Source organism: uncultured Martelella sp. (genome assembly GCF_963677965.2).
GTDB classification, from domain to species: Bacteria; Pseudomonadota; Alphaproteobacteria; order Rhizobiales; family Rhizobiaceae; genus Martelella; species Martelella mangrovi.
Genome location: NZ_CAXXFM010000001.1, coordinates 1,177,111 through 1,195,738, shown reverse-complemented (window position 1 = coordinate 1,195,738; position 18,628 = coordinate 1,177,111). Strand labels below are relative to the sequence as shown.

19 protein-coding genes are annotated in these 18,628 nt (G+C 61.4%); 10 read left to right on the top strand and 9 right to left on the bottom strand.

From position 1 onward, the window contains the following. Both ACHZCU_RS05730 and ACHZCU_RS05725 read left to right on the top strand, forming a co-directional pair. Complete coding sequence (locus ACHZCU_RS05730; RefSeq protein WP_319518016.1) at positions 1–1,209, top strand: amidohydrolase/deacetylase family metallohydrolase; 1,209 nt, start codon at positions 1–3, stop codon at positions 1,207–1,209. Beyond that, positions 1,196–1,753, top strand: coding sequence for a RidA family protein (locus tag ACHZCU_RS05725; protein WP_394706028.1), 558 nt, complete (start codon positions 1,196–1,198; stop codon positions 1,751–1,753). The genes ACHZCU_RS05730 and ACHZCU_RS05725 overlap by 14 nt, the downstream gene beginning before the upstream one ends. Positions 1,754–1,756: 3 nt before the next feature. Here ACHZCU_RS05725 and ACHZCU_RS05720 read toward each other — a convergent pair whose 3' ends face one another. Continuing rightward, on the bottom strand, positions 1,757–2,578 hold the full coding sequence (locus tag ACHZCU_RS05720) for an IclR family transcriptional regulator (RefSeq protein WP_319518014.1): 822 nt from the start codon (positions 2,576–2,578) through the stop codon (positions 1,757–1,759). Between the two features lie 91 nt (positions 2,579–2,669). On the opposite strand from ACHZCU_RS05720, the gene ACHZCU_RS05715 reads away from it, so the two are divergent. Both ACHZCU_RS05715 and ACHZCU_RS05710 read left to right on the top strand, forming a co-directional pair. After that, entirely contained in the window at positions 2,670–3,866 is a 1,197-nt protein-coding gene (locus ACHZCU_RS05715) for an aminotransferase class V-fold PLP-dependent enzyme (protein ID WP_319518013.1), read from the top strand. Positions 3,867–3,896: 30 nt separating this feature from the next. Next, positions 3,897–5,732 carry an ABC transporter ATP-binding protein gene (locus ACHZCU_RS05710; RefSeq protein ID WP_319518012.1) on the top strand — a complete coding sequence of 612 codons (1,836 nt, stop codon included), beginning with the start codon at positions 3,897–3,899 and terminating at the stop codon, positions 5,730–5,732. A gap of 110 nt (positions 5,733–5,842) precedes the next feature. Here the strand turns inward: ACHZCU_RS05710 and ACHZCU_RS05705 are convergent, their stop codons facing one another. The 4 genes from ACHZCU_RS05705 to ACHZCU_RS05690 form a co-directional block, all read right to left on the bottom strand. Then, positions 5,843–7,729: a glycosyltransferase family 2 protein gene (locus ACHZCU_RS05705; protein ID WP_319518011.1), complete on the bottom strand. Its 1,887-nt coding sequence runs from the start codon at positions 7,727–7,729 to the stop codon at positions 5,843–5,845. Positions 7,730–7,902: 173 nt separating this feature from the next. Next, positions 7,903–8,319 (bottom strand): tellurite resistance TerB family protein, encoded by a 417-nt coding sequence (locus ACHZCU_RS05700; RefSeq protein WP_106307430.1) that lies wholly within the window; start codon positions 8,317–8,319, stop codon positions 7,903–7,905. A gap of 36 nt (positions 8,320–8,355) precedes the next feature. Further along, on the bottom strand, positions 8,356–9,039 hold the full coding sequence (locus tag ACHZCU_RS05695) for a helix-turn-helix transcriptional regulator (protein WP_106307427.1): 684 nt from the start codon (positions 9,037–9,039) through the stop codon (positions 8,356–8,358). A gap of 103 nt (positions 9,040–9,142) precedes the next feature. Beyond that, positions 9,143–9,790 (bottom strand): response regulator transcription factor, encoded by a 648-nt coding sequence (locus tag ACHZCU_RS05690; RefSeq protein WP_319518010.1) that lies wholly within the window; start codon positions 9,788–9,790, stop codon positions 9,143–9,145. 245 nt (positions 9,791–10,035) lie between these two features. On the opposite strand from ACHZCU_RS05690, the gene ACHZCU_RS05685 reads away from it, so the two are divergent. Continuing rightward, positions 10,036–10,383, top strand: coding sequence for a DUF952 domain-containing protein (locus ACHZCU_RS05685; protein WP_319518009.1), 348 nt, complete (start codon positions 10,036–10,038; stop codon positions 10,381–10,383). Next, on the top strand, positions 10,380–11,471 hold the full coding sequence (locus ACHZCU_RS05680; protein WP_319518008.1) for a quinone-dependent dihydroorotate dehydrogenase: 1,092 nt from the start codon (positions 10,380–10,382) through the stop codon (positions 11,469–11,471). Before ACHZCU_RS05685 ends, ACHZCU_RS05680 begins: the two co-directional genes overlap by 4 nt. Here the strand turns inward: ACHZCU_RS05680 and ACHZCU_RS05675 are convergent. Continuing rightward, entirely contained in the window at positions 11,461–11,958 is a 498-nt protein-coding gene (locus ACHZCU_RS05675; protein WP_319518007.1) for a CAP domain-containing protein, read from the bottom strand. The two genes, ACHZCU_RS05680 and ACHZCU_RS05675, sit on opposite strands and share 11 nt — an antisense overlap. Next, positions 11,955–12,221 (bottom strand): DUF6460 domain-containing protein, encoded by a 267-nt coding sequence (locus tag ACHZCU_RS05670; RefSeq protein ID WP_106307415.1) that lies wholly within the window; start codon positions 12,219–12,221, stop codon positions 11,955–11,957. Before ACHZCU_RS05670 ends, ACHZCU_RS05675 begins: the two co-directional genes overlap by 4 nt. A 191-nt stretch (positions 12,222–12,412) precedes the next feature. Here ACHZCU_RS05670 and ACHZCU_RS05665 point away from each other — a divergent pair, with 191 nt between their 5' ends. From ACHZCU_RS05665 to pdeM, 4 genes are all read left to right on the top strand, one after another. Then, on the top strand, positions 12,413–12,718 hold the full coding sequence (locus ACHZCU_RS05665) for an XRE family transcriptional regulator (protein WP_319518006.1): 306 nt from the start codon (positions 12,413–12,415) through the stop codon (positions 12,716–12,718). A 91-nt stretch (positions 12,719–12,809) separates the two neighbouring features. Beyond that, entirely contained in the window at positions 12,810–13,445 is a 636-nt protein-coding gene (locus ACHZCU_RS05660) for a YitT family protein (protein ID WP_319518005.1), read from the top strand. Positions 13,446–13,645: 200 nt separating this feature from the next. Next, positions 13,646–16,186: a ligase-associated DNA damage response DEXH box helicase gene (locus ACHZCU_RS05655; RefSeq protein ID WP_319518004.1), complete on the top strand. Its 2,541-nt coding sequence runs from the start codon at positions 13,646–13,648 to the stop codon at positions 16,184–16,186. Then, complete coding sequence (pdeM, locus tag ACHZCU_RS05650) at positions 16,183–16,896, top strand: ligase-associated DNA damage response endonuclease PdeM (protein WP_319518003.1); 714 nt, start codon at positions 16,183–16,185, stop codon at positions 16,894–16,896. The genes ACHZCU_RS05655 and pdeM overlap by 4 nt, the downstream gene beginning before the upstream one ends. A gap of 11 nt (positions 16,897–16,907) precedes the next feature. Here pdeM and ACHZCU_RS05645 read toward each other — a convergent pair whose 3' ends face one another. Next, positions 16,908–17,696 (bottom strand): TIGR02186 family protein, encoded by a 789-nt coding sequence (locus ACHZCU_RS05645; protein WP_319518002.1) that lies wholly within the window; start codon positions 17,694–17,696, stop codon positions 16,908–16,910. After that, positions 17,693–18,619, bottom strand: a complete 927-nt coding sequence (locus ACHZCU_RS05640) for a sulfite exporter TauE/SafE family protein (protein WP_106313185.1) — start codon at positions 18,617–18,619, stop codon at positions 17,693–17,695. The genes ACHZCU_RS05645 and ACHZCU_RS05640 overlap by 4 nt, the downstream gene beginning before the upstream one ends. Between the last annotated feature and the right edge of the window lie 9 nt (positions 18,620–18,628).

Here is an 18,628-nt window from a genome sequence, read left to right as displayed (position 1 = left end):
ATGCCGCTTGAAAACACTGGTTCACCCATGCTGATCCGCAATGTCCGCCCGGTTTCCTTCGGGGCCGGTACACCGGACGGCCTGATCGACATTGCCGTCGATGCAGACGGAAAGATCGCTGCCACCGGACCCGGTCTGCCGGTCGGCGAAGGCATGACGGTCATCGATGGCGCGGGCGCGTGGATTTCGCCGGGCTGGACCGATCTTCATGTCCATATCTGGCATGGCGGCACGGATATCTCGATCAGGCCGTCGCAATGCGGCGTCGAGCGCGGTGTGACCACGCTGGTCGATGCCGGCTCTGCAGGCGAGGCCAATTTCCACGGCTTCCGTGAATATATCATCGAACCGTCCGTGGAACGGGTGAAGGCATTCCTCAATCTCGGCTCGATCGGGCTGGTTGCCTGCAACCGGGTGCCGGAACTGCGTGACATCAAGGATGTCGATTTCGACCGTATCTTCCAGTGCTACGAGGAAAACCGCGAGCACATTATCGGCATCAAGGTGCGTGCCAGCCACGTCATTACCGGCTCGTGGGGCATCACGCCCGTCAAGCTCGGCAAGAAGATTGCCAAGATCCTGAAACTGCCGATGATGGTGCATGTCGGCGAGCCGCCCTCGCTTTACGAGGATGTGCTTGAAGCCCTTGGCCCCGGCGACATCATCACCCATTGCTTCAACGGCAAGCTCGGCTCGTCGATCATGGAGGATGAAGACCTCTTTAATCTGGCCGAGCGCTGCGCCGGCGAGGGTATACGGCTCGATATCGGCCATGGCGGCGCATCCTTCTCGTTCAAGGTGGCAGAGGCGGCAATCGAACGCGGCCTGATGCCGTTTTCGATTTCGACCGACCTGCATGGCCATTCGCTGAACGGCGCGGTCTGGGATATGGCGACCACCATGTCGAAACTGCTGTCGGTCGGCATGCCGTTCGACAAGATTGTCGACGCCGTCACCCACGCACCGGCCGCCGTCATCGGCCTGCCGATGGACAACCTGCTGGCGCCCGGCGCCCGCGCCGAGTTCACCATCTTCAACCTGATCGATGAAGAGCTGGACGTGGTCGATTCCAACGGCGATCCGGCGCATATGACGCGCCTGTTCGACCCCGCCTATGCGGTTATCGGCACGAAGGCCGTCAAGGCGTCGCGCCATACGCCCGGTACATGGCGTGCCGGTTACAACGGACAGAATTATGCATTTCGCTGACCGTGAAAGCGGCCAGCCACCACATTTTGAAAGTACAGGAGTTTTCGTGTCCCAGACATCCGCAATCAAGACGGGCGAAGCCGCAACCGTGGCAGAGCGCCTTGCGACACTTGGCATCGAGATCCCGCCCGCGCAGCCGCCGATCGCCAATTTCGCGGCCTTCAAGCAGGAGGGCAATATTCTCTACCTGTCAGGGCAGGGACCGAGCGAGAAGGACGGTTCGCAACATTACGGCAAGGTCGGCGGCGATGTGAGCGTCGAAGATGCCTACAAGCATGCAAGGCTGACGGGGCTGAACCTTCTGGCCGTGATGCAGGATGCACTCGGGGACCTCGACCGCATCAAGCATGTGGTGAAAATCCTCGGCATGGTCAACGCCGCGCCCGATTTCACCCGGCATCCGGCCGTTATCAACGGTTGTTCGGATCTCTTCATCGAAGTGTTCGGCGAGGCCGGCATTCACGCGCGCTCGGCGGTGGGCCTTGGTTCGCTCCCGAACAATATCACCGTTGAAATCGAAGCGATTGTCGCTCTGAAGGACTGAGACCTAGTGTTCGCGCCATCCCATCAACCGCTCGATACGTTCCGCCGAATCGCGGACATAGTCGCCGAAGGGCACATCGCCAGCGGTGGCCTTCTGCTCGGGCAGCACGATGGAGATCGTCGCGGTGCATTCCCCCGCAGCGTTACAGATCGGCGAGGCGATGCAGGCAACGGAATAGTCGGATTCGCCGACCTGAACCGAAAGCCGGTTGTTAAAGGCAATCGCCGCCGCGCTGGACAGTTCTTTCGGGTCGATGGTTGCACGCCCCGTCGGCGAGGCGCGGGCGCCGCGCTTGAACAGCTCGATGCGGTCCTTTTCCGGCATGTGGCCGACCAGAAGCCGGCCGGACGCGGTCCAGTTCAGCGGAATGCGCGAGCCGACGCGCGACATGACCTGGAAATGGCTGGGCCCGTCGGCCATAGCCATGACCAGCATGTGGTGGCCGTCGCGTCCGCAAAGCTGCACGGTCTCGCCCGCACGGCGGCAAAGGTCATGCATTTCCTGGGTGGCCACCCGCATGAAATCGACGGAGCGCGCATAGGCGATGCCGTAATTGTAAAGGCGGGGGCCGAGCCACAGCGTGCCGTCATGGGCGCGGGTCAGCACTTCCTTTTCAACAAGGTCCTCGGTGATCGTGTAGATGGTCGAAAGCGGCGCGCCGATAGCCTTGGCAATGGCGTAACCACCGGCCGGTTCACCGGTTTCATAAAGATGATCGATGATCTGAAGAACACGGTCGATGCCGCTGACACGGGTTCTTTTCTTCTTCTTTTCAGGGGCTTCCGCCGGTTGTTCAACGGCGCCGGTGTCGTTCGTCTCGGTCATGATCGTTCCTCAGTTCGGGGCGATATTGCATTATTACGATACAGTTGTCGAGTTGTGCCCGGCGCATTCGACAGACCCACGGAGACTATCAATGAGTGAAGATATCAGGCAGTCGCTCGGACTGCGGCCCGTCATCAACGTATCCGGCACAATGACCGGCCTTGGCGCGTCCATCGCGGTTCCGGAAGCCGTCGCCGCCGTTCCGAAGATCATGACACAGTTCGTCGAGATGAACGACCTGCAGCGCAAGGCCGGCGAGATCATTGCACGGCTGACCGGCGCGGAAGCCGGCTTCGTCACTGCATCCTGCTCGTCGGGCATCAGCCTTGCGGTTGCCGGCGCGATCACCGGCCCCGATCTTCTCGCCGTCGAGCGCCTGCCGGAAACCACGACTTCGAAAAAGGAAGTCATCGTGCAGGTTGGCCATATCGTCAATTACGGCGCGCCGGTGGATCAGGCCATCCGTCTCGTCGGCGGCACGGTGGTGCCGATCGGTCAGGCCACCTCGACACATCGCTTCCATCTGGAAAACGCGATCACCGAAAATACGGCCGCTGCCGTTTATGTCGTCTCCCATCACGTGGTCGATTACGGCCTGCTGCATCTGAGCGAATTCGTCGAGATCGCCCATGCCCGCGGCGTTCCGGTCATCGTTGATGCGGCTTCGGAATATGACCTCAGGGGCTTTCTGGAAACGGGTGCCGACATGGCGCTTTATTCCGGCCACAAGTTCCTTGGCGGGCCGACCTCGGGCATCGTCGCCGGCCGCAAGGACATGGTCCGCAATGCCTATATCCAGAATTACGGCATCGGCCGCGGCATGAAGGTCGGCAAGGAGAGCATTTTCGGCGTCATGGCCGCGCTTGAAGCCTGGGAAACGCGCGATCACGAGGGCATTCGCGCCCGCGAAAAGAGCTATCTCGACCTCTGGAAGGATACGCTTGACGGTCGTCCGGGCATCAACGCGGTGATCGATCCCGATCCGACCAAGAACCCGCTTGATCGCCTCAAGGTCATGATCAACCCCGCCGAGGCACGGATCACCGCATGGGATCTGGCCGCAGCGCTTGCCGCCGGCGATCCGCCGATCATCGTGCGCGATCACGAGGCCGAACATCAGTATTTCTATCTCGACCCGTGCAACCTGCATCCCGGGCAGGAGCACATCGTGGCGCGCCGTCTCGGCGAGGAACTGGACCGCGCCCAGCGCTCCAACGACATCATCGCCACGCCGATCGAAGACCTGAGCCGTCACCGGTTCGACAGCCTGCTCAAATGGCCTGACTGAGGACCGGAACACGACGAAGGGGACAGCAAAATGACACATCAGCCAAACACGAATGTCAGCCAGACGACGCCGGTTCTGTCGGTACAGAATCTGACCACCGCCTTCTATGCGGAAGGCGACTGGCGCAGCGTCGTCCGCAATGTCTCCTTCGACGTGATGCCGGGGGAAACGCTCGCGATCGTCGGCGAAAGCGGCTCGGGCAAGAGCGTGACGTCGCTTTCGATCATGGGGCTTTTGCCGCGCGACATGTCGCGCGTTGAAGGCCGCATCCTTCTGGATGGTCGCGACCTGCTGCAGGCTTCCGACAGGGATATGCGGGCAACGCGCGGGGCCGATGTCTCGATGATCTTTCAGGAGCCGATGACGAGCCTCAATCCGCTCTTCACCATCGGCGACCAGATTTCCGAGGCGATCCGCTGCCACAGCGATGTGAGCAAAAAGGAAGCCCGCGCCGAAACCATCCGGCTTCTGGAAAAGGTGCGCATTCCGTCTGCCGCATCCCGTTTCGACGAATATCCGCACCGCTTTTCCGGCGGCATGCGCCAGCGCGTGATGATTGCCATGGCGCTTGCCGCCCGCCCGAAACTGCTGATCGCCGATGAACCGACGACGGCGCTCGACGTCACCATTCAGGGCCAGATTCTCGACCTGATCAAGACCCTTCAGGAGGAGGAAGGCACCTCCGTCCTGTTCATCACCCATGATATGGGCGTGGTTGCCGAAATCGCCGACCGCACGGTGGTGATGTTCCGTGGCGAACAGGTGGAAAGCGGCAAGACCAGCGATATCTTCGCCAATAGCCGCGAGCCCTACACCCGCGCCTTGTTGTCGGCCGTGCCGGTGCTTGGCTCGATGTCCGGTACGCAGCTGCCGGAGCGCTTTCCGATTACCGACGTCCGGACCGGCGACATCACGCCTGCGGCAACGTCGAAAGATACGGTTGCGCGCACCGAAAAACCGGTGCTCGAGGCCCGGAACCTCTCCGTGCGGTTCGATATTCATTCCGGCCTGTTCTCGCGGCTTGCCGGCCGGGTTCATGCGGTGGAGAACGTGTCGTTCAAGCTCCATGCCGGTGAAACGCTCTCGCTTGTGGGGGAATCCGGTTGCGGAAAATCCACCACCGGCCGTGCGGTGATGCGTCTGCTGGAGCCGGACAGCGGCGAGGTGCTGGTCGATGGCGAGGATGTGCTTGCCTATGATGCGCGGTCGATGCGCAAGCTGCGCCAGTCGGTGCAGATGATCTTTCAGGACCCGTTTGCAAGCCTCAATCCGCGCATGACGGTCGGTGAGGCGGTTGCCGAACCCTATCTCGAACACAAGCTGGGCACACGGCAGGAAGCCCGCGACATGGTTTCCGACATTCTCGACAAGGTCGGTCTGACGCCGGATATGGCAAAACGCTATCCGCACGAGTTTTCCGGTGGTCAGCGCCAGCGCATCTGTATCGCCCGCGCGCTTGCACTCAATCCGAAGGTGATCATTGCCGATGAAAGCGTGTCGGCGCTCGATGTCTCGATCAAGGCGCAGGTGATCAACCTGATGCTCGACCTGCAGGAGAGCATGAATATCGCCTTCCTGTTCATCTCCCACGACATGGCCGTGGTCGAACGCGTCAGCCATCAGGTGGCGGTGATGTATCTCGGTGAAATCGTCGAGATCGGCCCGCGCGATGCCGTCTTCTCCAACCCGCAGCATCCCTACACGCGCAAGCTGATGCAGGCCGTGCCGATCCCCGATCCCGCCCGTCTCGGCATGAAGCGCGGCGGTCAGGTCGATGATCTGAAAAGCCCGATCCGTCCGCTCGACTATGCGGCGAAAGCGCAGGACTACAACGAGGTTTCGCCCGGCCATTTCTGCCTGAGCTGATGACGGAAAAGCCTGCCGACGAAAGACGGGATGTGTCATAGCGGCAGGCATCCATTGCGCATCGTCGGGGATGGTAACAGGCCGCGCGACCGTCTCTCACCGGACCTGTTTCAGGGCTGGCTCGGTTTATGCGCGGTCTTTCGCCACAGAAACGGTGCATGATAGAGCTCGGCCAGCGCTTTCCAGGCCGCGGCCGAAAGCATCAGCCAGTAAAATGGCAGATAGAGCGCATCGGCGCGCATCTGGCGCGCTTCTGCCGGCCGCATCCGCGACAGGCCAAGGCGCAGAAATACCCAATAGCTTGCCAGAATATTGGCCAGATCCACGCCGGACAGCAATTGATGCAGCGGCGAGGGAGTATGGCCGGGATGAATCATCATGGCGCCTGTCGAAAACAGCGCCACGAACAGGAGCGGATGCAGCAGTGCCGACAGGATTACGCCCGCGCCGTTTGTCAAAAACACCAGACAGCCGAGCGTGCCCAGTTCGCTGAACAGCCGGCCGGGTTCGCGCAGCGCCACCAGAAGCGTCTGCAGCCAGCCCTTGACCCAGCGCGACCGCTGGGCAATCCAAGGGCGAATGGAAACCGGCGCATCCTCCAGCGTCTCGCAGCTGATCACGCCGCAATGATAACCCAGCCGGTGCAGCCTGAGGCCGAGATCGGCATCTTCAGCGACATTATAGGAATCCCAGGCACGGCATTTTCTCAAGACTTCCGTCCGGAAATGGTTCGATGTCCCGCCGAGCGGCAGGGGAAAGCGGTGTCGTGCCAGAAACGGCAATATGCCCCTGAACAGTCCGGCATATTCGCAGGCAAACAGTCCCGAAATCCAGTTCTGGCCGACATTGCCGATTGTCAGCGGCGCCTGCAGGCAGCCGAGCGTGCCGGGTGCGGCGTTGAAGGTGGCCCAGGCCTCGCGCAACTGACCGGGATGCGGGCGGTCCTCGGCATCGTAGATCGTCAGGAAGGTGCCGCGGGCGCCGGAAAGCGCGTAGTTCAGGGCCTTCGGTTTGGTGCGCGGGGCAGCCGGCGGCACGACCACCAGCTCGAAATGCGGCGGCATGGGCGTGGCCCGAATGGCCGCGATGGTTTCGCTGTCATCGGCCTCGCAGACGAGCTTGATATCGAGTTTGGATGTCGGCCAGTCCAGTTTCTTCATATGGCCGACAAGCTGCGGGATCATGTCGGCTTCGCGGTAAAGCGCGATCATGACCGTATAGACCGGCAGGGGCGTATCGCTGTCGATGCTGCCACTGTGCCTGACCGGAAAGGCGGACGCCCTGACGGAAGCCAGGCGGATAAGCAGTGTGAGAGCATAAAGCGTGGTGAAAAGCAGATGGGTCAAAAGCAGCGTTTCAGTCGGAAAAAGGATCAGCCCGGCAAAGAAACTGACCACGCTGCCGCCGAGCAGAAAACCCTGCTTGCCCCAGAAGACGACGCGTGCGGAAAACCGCGGCTCCCAGATCATCAGCCGATGGATGGTTTTTGAAAGGCGTCGTCTGGCCCCCACCTCCCAGACCGTCCTGCGGATGGCGGATGGTACCGTTACCACGACAGCGCGGCGAATGGCCGGGCGGGTCGAAAGGCGCCAGTGCAGTTCGGCAAGGTTTTTCGCGCAGGGCACAATGGCAAATCTGGTGCTGCCGTCCTTGCCCTCGAGCCGCAAACCGCCGGGCTGGACCAGCAGGCGATCGATCCTGGGCCGGTCGGTCACGCAGTTGGTGTCGAGTTCGTCACAAAAGGGCAGCGCCAGATAGTGCGCCAGTCTGCGGTAATAGGTTTCCGGCGAAACCGATCCCTCGGCGAGCAGTTCCTGCTCGATGGTGGTGCCGTTGTCCTGCGCGGCGGCTTCGGCCTTTTCGATCAGCACGTCGTCGAAGCCGAGCCGCCGGAGCATGCGCCGTTCGCCGGCCAGCGGGCTCTTTGCCGCCCCGGATTTAGAGGCAGAAGTCTCCGGGCTTGTGCACCGCATGGCGTACAAGTGCGAAGCCTGCATCAAAGCCTCCTCTCCTCTAGCTATGCGCGAACTTTAGCAAGAGACCATTAAAGGCTTTGTTTTTAAGAATCACAACATGTAATTGTGATTTTTTGCTAATGCAATCATGGATTCACGTAATGTTCCGCGGGTGGAACTGGCCATTGCCCCTGTAGAGCAAGAGCATAACGCGCCTAGAGATTTCGGTAGCGTGCGATTGCACCGCGCTCGATTGCAGCGCAGGTCAGTTTGTCGAGGTGAAGACGGTCACGCAGAAGTTGCAGGAGGCGGATTTCCTCGGGCTTGACCGCCTGATCGACGGCCATGATTTCCACGGCCAGTGCATAGGCCGTATCGTGGAGCCGCGCGGGCAGCGTATCGCGGATGATCTCCAGTGCAATATCCATGCCCTCGCTTCCCGACAGGATCTCGGCACAGGCATGGGAAACGTCGGTCAGCCGGTCTTCGTCAAACCCGTCAAAGACCGGCAGCGAGCGGGTGATGTGGCCGATGCGCGACAGTTCGGCGTCGCTCATCGCGCTGTCGACGGCCGAAGCCATGACCATCACGTAAATCAGGGCATCATAATGAACAAGCGGTGTCCGGGGCATGGGGCATGTCTTTCGATTGAATGCGGGGTTGCGCTGTTACTGGCTCGCCCAGATGATGCGGGCGATCCATTCCACGGCGGAAAGATCGAAGGTGAGGTTATCGTGCGCGGGGTTGATCGACATCAGCTCGATCTGGCGACTGGTGCGGCGCACGAGCACCTTGGCCATCACCTCGCCCTCAAGGGTCTTGACGACCACACGGTCGCCCTTGCGGGTTTCGGCATTGGCCTCGACAATCAGCACATCGCCGTCGCGATAAAGCGGCAGCATGCTTTCGCCCTGCACCTCCAGCGCATAAACGCTCTGGCTGGCGCGCGCGGGGGCGGGGAAATCGACCTCGTCCCAGCCCTGGCCGACGGGAAAGCCGCCATCGTCGAAGAAACCGCCAGTGCCGGCACGGGCAAGGCCGAGCAGCGGTATGGTGGAGGGCTGTGGCGGAAATGCGCCCGTGGGCGGTGCGCCGTTATAGCCGGCATTGCCGCCGCCTTCGTCCTCACCCATAAATGCCGAGAGGTCGGTCCCGGTGGCATCCAGAACCTTGGCGATCGATTCCATCGAAGGCCAGCGTTCGCGCCCGTCCTTGCCCAGACGTTTGGATTTGTTGAAGGCGGTCGGATCGAGACCGGCTTTGCGCGCCAGTCCGGAAGGCGTCAGCTTGTGCCGGGCGGCCAGATCATCGATCGCGTCCCAGATGGCACTGTGGCGAAGCTTTCTGGACATGGTTGTTCACTCCGGCCACGAAGGCGCGTTGATAACGGGCGGACTATATCGCATCGTGCGCTGCGGCGTAAAGCTTGGACAGGAATAAAATCCTCTGTCCCGCTCAGGCGACCATCGCCATATTGACCTTGCCCAGCTGGATCACGGCCTGGGTGCGGCTGTCGACATTGAGCTTCAGCAGGATGGCCGAGACATGGGCCTTGACGGTGGCCTCGGACACGCCGAGCTCATAGGCGATCTGCTTGTTGAGCAGGCCCTCGCACAGCATGCGCAGCACGCGCGATTGCTGCGGCGTCAGCGTCTGCAGCCGCTCCAGCATGTCGGCAATGTCGGGATCGGTTTCCTCGCCGCCCTCGAAATCGTCCGGCGTATAAATTTCGCCGGAAAGCACGGTGCGGATGCCGTTGCGCAATTCGTCGATGCCGACGGATTTGGAAATGAAGCCGGATGCGCCGAGCGCCAGCGTCCGGCGGATCGTGTCATTGTCGTCGCTGGCGGAAATCACCACGATCGGCAGGCTGGAAAATTCCGCCTTGAGCGTGATCAGACCGGACAATCCGCTGACCCCGGGCATGGCAAGGTCGAGCAAAAGCAGATCGGCTTCGGGATTTTCACGGGCGGCCTGCTGAACCCCCTCGAAATCGCCGGCCTCCACCACCGCGTAATAGGTCGCCATGCCGCTGATGGCCTGTTTCAGGGCACTGCGGAACAGGGGGTGATCGTCGGCGATCAGTATTGTCTGTCCGGTCATTCGCTGCCTCCTCCCAAAGGCAATGTCACAACCCTGGCCGTCTGTCACGCGACGGCTGCAACAAAACGTCGTAAATTTTCTCCATGATCGCGTGTTTCAGCCCGAGATCAATAAAAAAAAGCCGATTGGCCGTGAAAACCCCGGATTTGCTGTTGCTTTCGCGTGGCACCCGTCAATTGTCATGGACTTTTCCACGATGCTGGTTCAAACCCGTGCCGAACATATGCCACCGGAAGCTGATGCTCATGCCGCAACCGATATTCAAGATCGTGGCGCGCCTGGAATGGCAGGCCGCACGCTCTGCCGGCGCCTATGAAGGCGCTGCCGTCGATCTTGCCGACGGGTTCATCCATTTTTCGACAGCCGGGCAGGTGGAAGAGACCGCCAGCCGTCATTTCGCCGGCCAGCGCGATCTGCTGCTGGTCGCCGTCGACCCGGACAGGCTGGGTGAGGCGCTCAAATTCGAGCCCTCGCGCGGTAGCGCCCTGTTTCCTCATCTTTATGCGGCCCTTCCCTTTTCCGCGGTGCTCTGGGAAAAAGAGCTTCCCGAAACGGCTGATGGCGGCCATGATTTCACGGGACTTCTGGTATGATCAATCTTTTCAAATGCGGTGCGCGCAATGCGGTGTTCATGCTTGAGCCGGAGGCGGCGCACGGGCTGACGATCAAGGGTATTGCGAGCGGTCTCATGCCGCGCGCGCGCCATGCTGCAGACAGCCGCCTTGCCGTCACCGCCGCCGGGCTCTCCTTTGCAAACCCGCTCGGCGTTGCCGCCGGTCTCGACAAGAACGGCGAGGCGATTGATGGTCTGATGAAGCTGGGTTTCGGCCATGTGGAGGTGGGAACCGTGACGCCGCGCCCGCAGCCCGGCAATCCAAAGCCCCGGCTTTTCAGGCTTGTGCAGGACGAAGCGGTGATCAACCGCATGGGCTTCAACAATGAGGGGCATGCCGCACTCGCCGCCCGGCTGGAAAACCGCAAGCGGCGCGGCATTGTCGGCGTCAATATCGGCGCCAACAAGACTTCGGAAGACCGGATCGCCGACTATGTCGCCGGCATCGAACGGTTTTCGGCGCTGGCCGAGTTTCTGACCATCAACATTTCCTCGCCGAACACGCCGGGCCTCAGGGACTTGCAGGCGCGCGAGCAACTGGCAAGGCTGCTCGACGCGGTCGCCGGAGCCCGGGAAAAGGCTGCGGTCCGTGTGCCGGTTTTCCTGAAGATCGCCCCCGACCTCACCGAGGCCGGGCTTGATGATATCATGATCGAAATCGCAAACAGCACGCTTGACGGCGTGATCGTCTCCAATACCACGCTGTCGCGACAGGGATTGAAGGACAAGACGCTGGCGGATGAAAGTGGCGGCCTTTCCGGGGCGCCGCTGTTCGACCGGTCGACGGCGCTTCTGGCGCGTGTGCGCCAGCGTCTCGGTCCCGACAGGGTGATCATCGGTGTGGGCGGTGTTTCGAGCGGCGCCCGGGCGCTTGAAAAGATCCGCGCCGGCGCCGATCTGGTGCAGATCTATTCCGGCATGGTCTATGAGGGCCCGCAACTGCTGAGCGACAGTTTTGCGGCCATCCTTGCAGCGCTTGAAAATGATGGTCTTTCAACCGTCCGTCAGCTGCGCGACACCGCCGTTGACGCATGGGCCGAAAAGCCGTTCATCGCGCCTACCGGCTGAGACACATCGACCAGAACGGCGTATTGCCGGAATTCGGGCTTGTCGCTTTTGCAACCCCGACATGGGAATAATTTCCCAGCATGTTGTCGAGATGTTTCGGCGAATTTACCCAGGCCTGAAACGCGCGTTCCGGCGTTTTCTGCTGCATGGCGATGTTTTCGGCCGCCGGCAGCGGCAGGTCGTTGCGCTTGAAGCGGTTATATACGCTTTCCGAACCGGTGATGTGGTTCATCCTGTCGGCAAGCGCCATGCGGCTTGCCTGGTCGACGGCCACATTCGTGCAGGCGCGCGAGGGGCTGACCGGTTCGAGCCCGCGGCTTTTTCTGAGTGCATTGACCCAGGGCAGGAAGGTTGAGGTCATGGCCGTGGCATCGACATCGCCGCGTGGCAGGCCGCTGCCGCCGAAAAGACCGATGCTGCAGGCTGAAAGCCCGATTGCGATGGTGGCGAGCGCAAACGCTCGCCGGCCTGTGCTGAATGAGGTCAACGGCGATAACTCAGAATGCGGATGATGATGAAAACAGGGATCACGATGATCGCGCCGAGCACGAAATAATGGCCGATTTCGCCCAGTGCCGCAAAGCCGCGCTGCCAGAGACCGGCAAAGAAATCGATGACGCCGTCCCAGAGATCGAGCGGATGGATGCCGAGCGCCGACAGAATAAAACCGACAATCAGCGAAACCACCAGCAGCCTGACGATCGTGCCGACCACCGTGCCGCCCAGAAACCGGTTCAGTTCATTGCTCATTCCGCTCAATCCTTCTGCTCGGCCGTCATTAAGGTGCCTTTGGGGCAGTTTCAAGGTGGAAAATACCCGATCGAACGGCAAGAGGCACGCTGTAATCCGGTTTGTCCGTGCCGCTTTTTGCGCAGGGAACATCACCGGAGGCTTCCGCGTTTTGGGTAAAGACTTTCGAAGAACGTCATATGGAGGCCGTTATGAATCTGACGCCTGAACTTTGCCATGCAGCGCGTATTCTGGCCCGCATCGACCGTGCAAGGCTTGCCGCAGAAAGTGGTCTTGCCGAAGACCGGATCGCTGCCTTTGAAGAGGGCACCGGCGAACCGGGCGACAGCATGCGCGAAAAGCTGCAGACCACGCTTGAAGCCCTCGGGGTCGTTTTCCTGCCCGAAGAAGCGGAGGGCGGTATCGGCGTGCGCCTGAAGTTTACCGAAAGCGAGACCCGCCGGATTCTCAACTGGGAAGGCGAGGGCGGTCGCGCAAACGAGGATGATGTCGTCTGAGACGTTTGACCAATCGGCGATTATAGGTGATGACGGTATCAGGGGTGTCATCGCGCACCCCTGACTTTCCTCATGACCGGAGCAGACCGTCTTGTCCGAGAACAGCTTTCTGAGAAGCATTCTCAATTCCACATCCGAAAATCACTCACTGCTGGAAGATGCTCAGGGCATCATCGCCGGCGCCATGCTCGCAGCCCTTGGCGTGACGATGCTGAAGGCGGGTGGGCTTCTGACCGGCGGCACGGCGGGGCTTGCCTTCCTCGTCACCTATGCGGGTTTCATGGGGTTTGGCCTTGCCTTCTTTCTGGTCAATCTGCCGTTTTACTATTTCGCATGGCGTCGGCTGGGGCTGAAATTCACCATCAAGACCTTTGTCGCCGTGGGTCTGACCTCGGCGCTTTCCGGCATCGTGCCGCAATTCATTTCCATCGGCGAGACCCACCCTCTGGCGGGCGCGCTTTTCGGCGGCATTCTGGTGGGCGCGGCACTGCTCATCTTCTTCCGTCATGCCGCAAGCCTTGGCGGTTTCGGCATTCTGGCGCTTTATCTGCAGGATCGTTACGGCTGGAAGGCCGGTTATATCCAGCTCGGTCTTGACGGCATGGTGCTGCTTTTGTCCTTCCTTGTCGCTTCGCCCTATATCATCGTCTGCTCGGTCATCGGCGCCGTGGTCATCAACTTCGTTCTGGCCATCAATCACCGCCGCGACCGCTATATCGCGATGTAGAAAAGAATTTTCCTGAAAGTACGGGCTGTTGATAAAATCCGAAAGTCCTTCTTGTGTCATGCTCGGGCTTGACCCGAGCATCCATAAGCCTTTGTTTTTGTGGACCCTCGGGTCAAGCCCGAGGGTGACGCCGAAGAAGATGAAGCGTTTATCAAAAAGCCGGGCTTTCCTTGATGGCATTTTATTGCCATCGTGACCTTATGAACGAAACGGAAACATCGCTGCTGCCGGAACGCTTCCACCGCTGGTTCGCCGCCAAAGGCTGGCAGCCGCGGCCGCATCAGCTGGACCTGCTGCAACGCGCCGGGGCCGGCGAGGACATGCTGTTGATCGCGCCGACCGGTGCCGGCAAGACGCTGGCCGGTTTCCTGCCTTCGCTTGCCGATCTTGACCGTCAGGGGCCGCAAAAGCCGGGCATGCGACCACGCGGGGTGCACACGCTCTATATCTCGCCGCTGAAGGCGCTGGCCGTCGATATCGCCCGCAATCTGGAACAGCCGGTTATCGAAAGCGGCCTGCCGATCACCATGGAAACCCGCACCGGCGATACGCCGCAATCCAAACGCCAGCGCCAGCGGTTGAAGCCGCCGGATATCCTGCTGACGACGCCGGAACAGCTCGCGCTCCTGCTTGCGGGCAAGGATGCCGACCGGTTCTTCGAGGATCTGCGTTTCGTGATCTTCGACGAGTTGCACTCGCTGGTCACCTCCAAGCGCGGCCATCTGCTTTCGCTGGGCCTTGCGCGGCTGAGACGTCTTCGCCCCGAGCTGACCGCCATCGGCCTGTCAGCCACGGTCTCGGACCCGATGGAATTGCAGCGCTGGCTGGTGGCGCAGACCGGCGAAGTGGCGCCGCCCCACGCCGGGCTGATCACGGTCGCCGGCGGTGCGCGGCCGGAAATCACCATCCTCGAAGCCTCGCAGCGCATTCCGTGGTCGGGCCATTCGGCGCGCTATGCCGCGCCCGATATTTACGAAGCGCTGAAACAGCGAAAGATGACGCTGATCTTCGTCAACACCCGCTCGCAGGCGGAAATCGTGTTTCAGGAACTGTGGAGCATCAATGACGACAATTTGCCGATTGCGCTGCATCACGGATCGCTTGATGTCGGCCAGCGCCGCAAGGTGGAGGCCGCGATGGCGGCGGGAAAACTGCGCGCGGTTGTCGCTACCTCGACGCTCGATCTCGGCATCGACTGGGGCGATATCGACCTTGTCATGCATATCGGCGCGCCGAAGGGCGCCAGCCGGCTTGCCCAGCGCATCGGCCGCGCCAATCACCGCATGGATGAACCGAGCCGCGCCATTCTGGTGCCGGCCAACCGGTTCGAGGTGATGGAGTGTCAGGCAGCGCTCGATGCCAATTATGTCGGCGCGCAGGATAGTCCCCCCATCGGCGACGGCGCGCTCGATGTGCTGGCCCAGCATGTGCTCGGCATGGCCTGCGCCGGACCCTTTGATGCCGATCTGCTTTATGAGGAAGTGCGCTCTGCGCTGCCCTATCACGGGCTCCCCCGCGAGACCTTCATGCGCGTGGTCGATTTCGTCGCCACCGGCGGCTATGCGCTGCGCACCTATGAGCGCTATGCAAAAATACGCAAAACCGCCGACGGGCTCTATCGTCTCACCCATCCTGACTTCGCCCGCCAGTACCGGCTGAACCTCGGGACCATTGTCGAAATGCCGATGCTGAAAATCCGGCTGGTGCGGCCGGGAAAACGCGGCGGTCCCTTGCGCGGCGGTGCGGTGCTGGGCGAGGTCGAGGAATATTTCATCGAGATGCTGCGCCCCGGCGACACATTCCTGTTTGCCGGCAAGGTGTTGCGGTTCGAGGGGCTGCGCGAGAACGAGTGCATGGCATCCACCGCCTATGACAGCGATCCGAAAATCCCGGCCTATGCCGGCGGCAAGTTTCCGCTGTCGACCTTTCTGGCCGATGGCGTGCGCGCCATGCTGGATGATGCCGAACGGCGCAAGGTGCTGCCGGCGTCCGTGCGCGAATGGCTGGCCTTGCAGGAACAGCATTCGCACCTGCCGAAACGCGGCGAGCTTCTGGTGGAAACCTTTCCGCTCGAAAACCGCTTCTACATGGTCGCCTATCCCTTCGAGGGCCGGCTTGCGCACCAGACGCTCGGCATGTTGCTGACCCGGCGGCTGGAACGCGCCGGCGCCCAGCCGACCGGCTTCGTCTCGACCGATTATTCACTCGCCGTCTGGGGGCTGAAGGATATCGGCGCCATGCTGGCATCTGGCGAGCTCGACCTGAAGGCGCTGTTCGACGAGGACATGCTGGGCGACGATCTCGAAGCATGGCTCGATGAAAGCTATATGCTCAAACGCACCTTCCGCGCCTGTGCCACCATTGCCGGGCTGATCGAGCGGCGGTTTCCCGGCAAGGAAAAGACCGGGCGTCAGATGACGGTGTCGGCCGACCTTATTTATGACGTTTTGAGAAGCCATGAGCCGGACCATATCCTGCTGCAGGCGACCCGCGCGGATGCGGCCTCCGGCTTGCTGGATATCGCCCGCCTTGGCACAATGCTGCAACGAATCAAGGGCCATCTGACCCATTACCGGCTCACGCGCATCTCGCCGCTCGCCGTGCCGGTTCTGCTGGAAATCGGCCGCGAAAGCGTCAATGGCGGGGCCGGCGATGCGGTGCTGAAGGAGGCTGTCGACGAACTGGCCGCCGCCCTTGAGGCCGCGGAAACCGAAGACGGACGGGAAGAGACCGGCGCATGAGCCTTACGACCGCGACATATGAGAGCGAGCCGCCCGGCAAGACCGCAGACAGTTTTGCCGGTCATGCGGTGACGTTCGACTGTTCCGGCGCGGCCTTTTTCCCCGGCCTTTCGCTGCTCGTCGTCTCCGACCTGCATCTGGAACGCGGCGCGGCCCATGCCCGGCGCGGCTTTTTCCTGCCGCCCTATGACACCGGACGCACGCTTTCAGCGCTTTCGGCGGTCATCGCACGCTACCGGCCTGCCTGTGTCGTTTCGCTCGGCGATAATTTTCATGACCGCACCGGCGCCCGCGAGATGGCGAGAGACCACCGCGAGAGCCTGTCCGCGCTTGCCGAAAGCTGCGACTGGGTCTGGATCAACGGCAATCACGATCCAGACGGTGTAGCCGGATTGCCGGGCCGGGTTTTCGATGAGTGGCGGTTTGAAGGGCTTAATTTCCGTCACGAACCCGCGCAAACGAGTGCGGCGGAAATCTGCGGCCATCTGCACCCCTCCGCAACCCTCCGTCGCCCGGGAAAATCGGTTCGCCGGCCTTGCTTTGCCAGGGATGAAAACCGTCTGATGCTGCCGGCCTTTGCCACTACACGCGGCGGCCTCGACCTTCGCCATGCGGCGTTCCGGGGCCTGTTCGACCGCAATGCGCTGACCGTGCATATGCTCGGCCCGGAGCGGGTCTATGCGCTGCCGTTTGCGGCACTTTCCGGGTAGCGACCGGAACCTCAGTTCTTCCTGAAGATCACGCTGGCAAACCAGCCGGAAAACAGGGCGATGAACACGGCGCTCATGCCGTAAAACAGCGGATAGTCGTGGGCAGCGGTGGTGATCTGGGCTTCAAGCCCGGTCTTGACCACCTGGAGCGGCAGGTTCTGGGTGGCGATCTGGCGACCTTCCTTGAACAGATAGGCCTGAACCGTGTGGGTGCCCTGGGGAATGTTTACCGGTAGGCGCAGGCTTGCGCGGAACAGGCTGTTGGAGACGAATTTCACCCCGTCATATTCAGCATCATAGATCCCGTCGACCGCGTTCAGTCTCAGCATCGCCTCACGGAATGTGGCAACGTCGCTGGCATCGCCGAAATAGCCGACCGGCGCGATGCGCAGATGCGAAACGCCGATGCCCTGCGAATTCAAGGTCTGCGGGGATGTCACGTCCTCAAGCGGCCGCGTGCTCGAGATCGAATAGGAGCGCGGCACATGCTCGAACGAAATCGTCTGGCGGTTGACCCATATCCCGAAGAACCGCTCCTTGCGCCGGACATCGGCCTCTGCCTTCGGGCCTTCGAGGATCACCACGATGTCATAGCGGCCCTTCGACAACAGGATCGGGTCGGCATCGTTGATGGCGCCGAAGACGGTGAGGTCGGCGCCGGAAAAGTCCGAGGTAATGGCGATCTCGTTGGTCGAGGTGCCGATTTCCAGCGTCTCCTGCTGGATCACAGGCGCCTGCTGCGCCGCGGCGATTGCGGGCAGGAAAACGAGGGCCAGGATGGGCAGGAGCCTTTTCATCATTGCGGCGCTCCCTCGAAGACGACGGAGAACAGGTCGGTCGGTGTCACCACCAGACCGAAGGCAAGGCGCACGCCGACGGCCAGGATCAGCAGCGCCAGCAGCGCGCGCAGCTGTTCGCCCTTCAGCTTCTGGCCGACACGCACGCCGTATTGGGCGCCGATCACGCTCGACATCATCAGGATCGTGGCGAGCACGATATCGACCGCATAGTTGGTCACGGCCTGCACCACGGTGGTGTAGGCTGAAACGAAGATGATCTGGAACAGCGATGTACCGACGACGATATTGGTCGGTATGCGCAGAAGATAGATCATCGCCGGCACCATGATGAAGCCGCCGCCGATACCGAGCGAGGAGGTCAGCACACCGATCGAGCCACCGAGAAGAAACACGGGAATGACGCTCAGATAGAGCTTCGATTTCTTGAACCGCATCTTGAACGGCAGGCGGTGGATCCAGTTGTGCTGGCCGGGCTTGCGCAGGGAAACGGCTTTCTGGGAGGCGCTGCGCCGGATGGCGCGAATGCTTTCGGCCAGCATCAGCCCGCCGATCGAACTCAGGAGCACCACATAGAGGATCGAGATCACCAGATCGAGCTGGCCGAGATCGCGCAACAGCGAAAACAGCCAGACACCGATCGTCGCGCCGACAAGACCGCCGGTCAGAAGCACCGTGCCGAGCTTCATGTCGAGCGTGCCGCGCCGGAAATGGGTGAGCGTACCCGAAACGGACGAAGCCACCACCTGGCTTGCCCCGGTGGCAACCGCCACGACCGGCGGAATCTGGTAGAAAATCAGAAGCGGGGTGATCAGAAAGCCGCCGCCGACGCCGAACATGCCCGAGAGAAAACCGACTGCCGCACCCATGCCGAGAATGACAAAGATATTGACCGAAAGTTCAGCAATCGGCAGATAAATCGACACGCGCTTCCC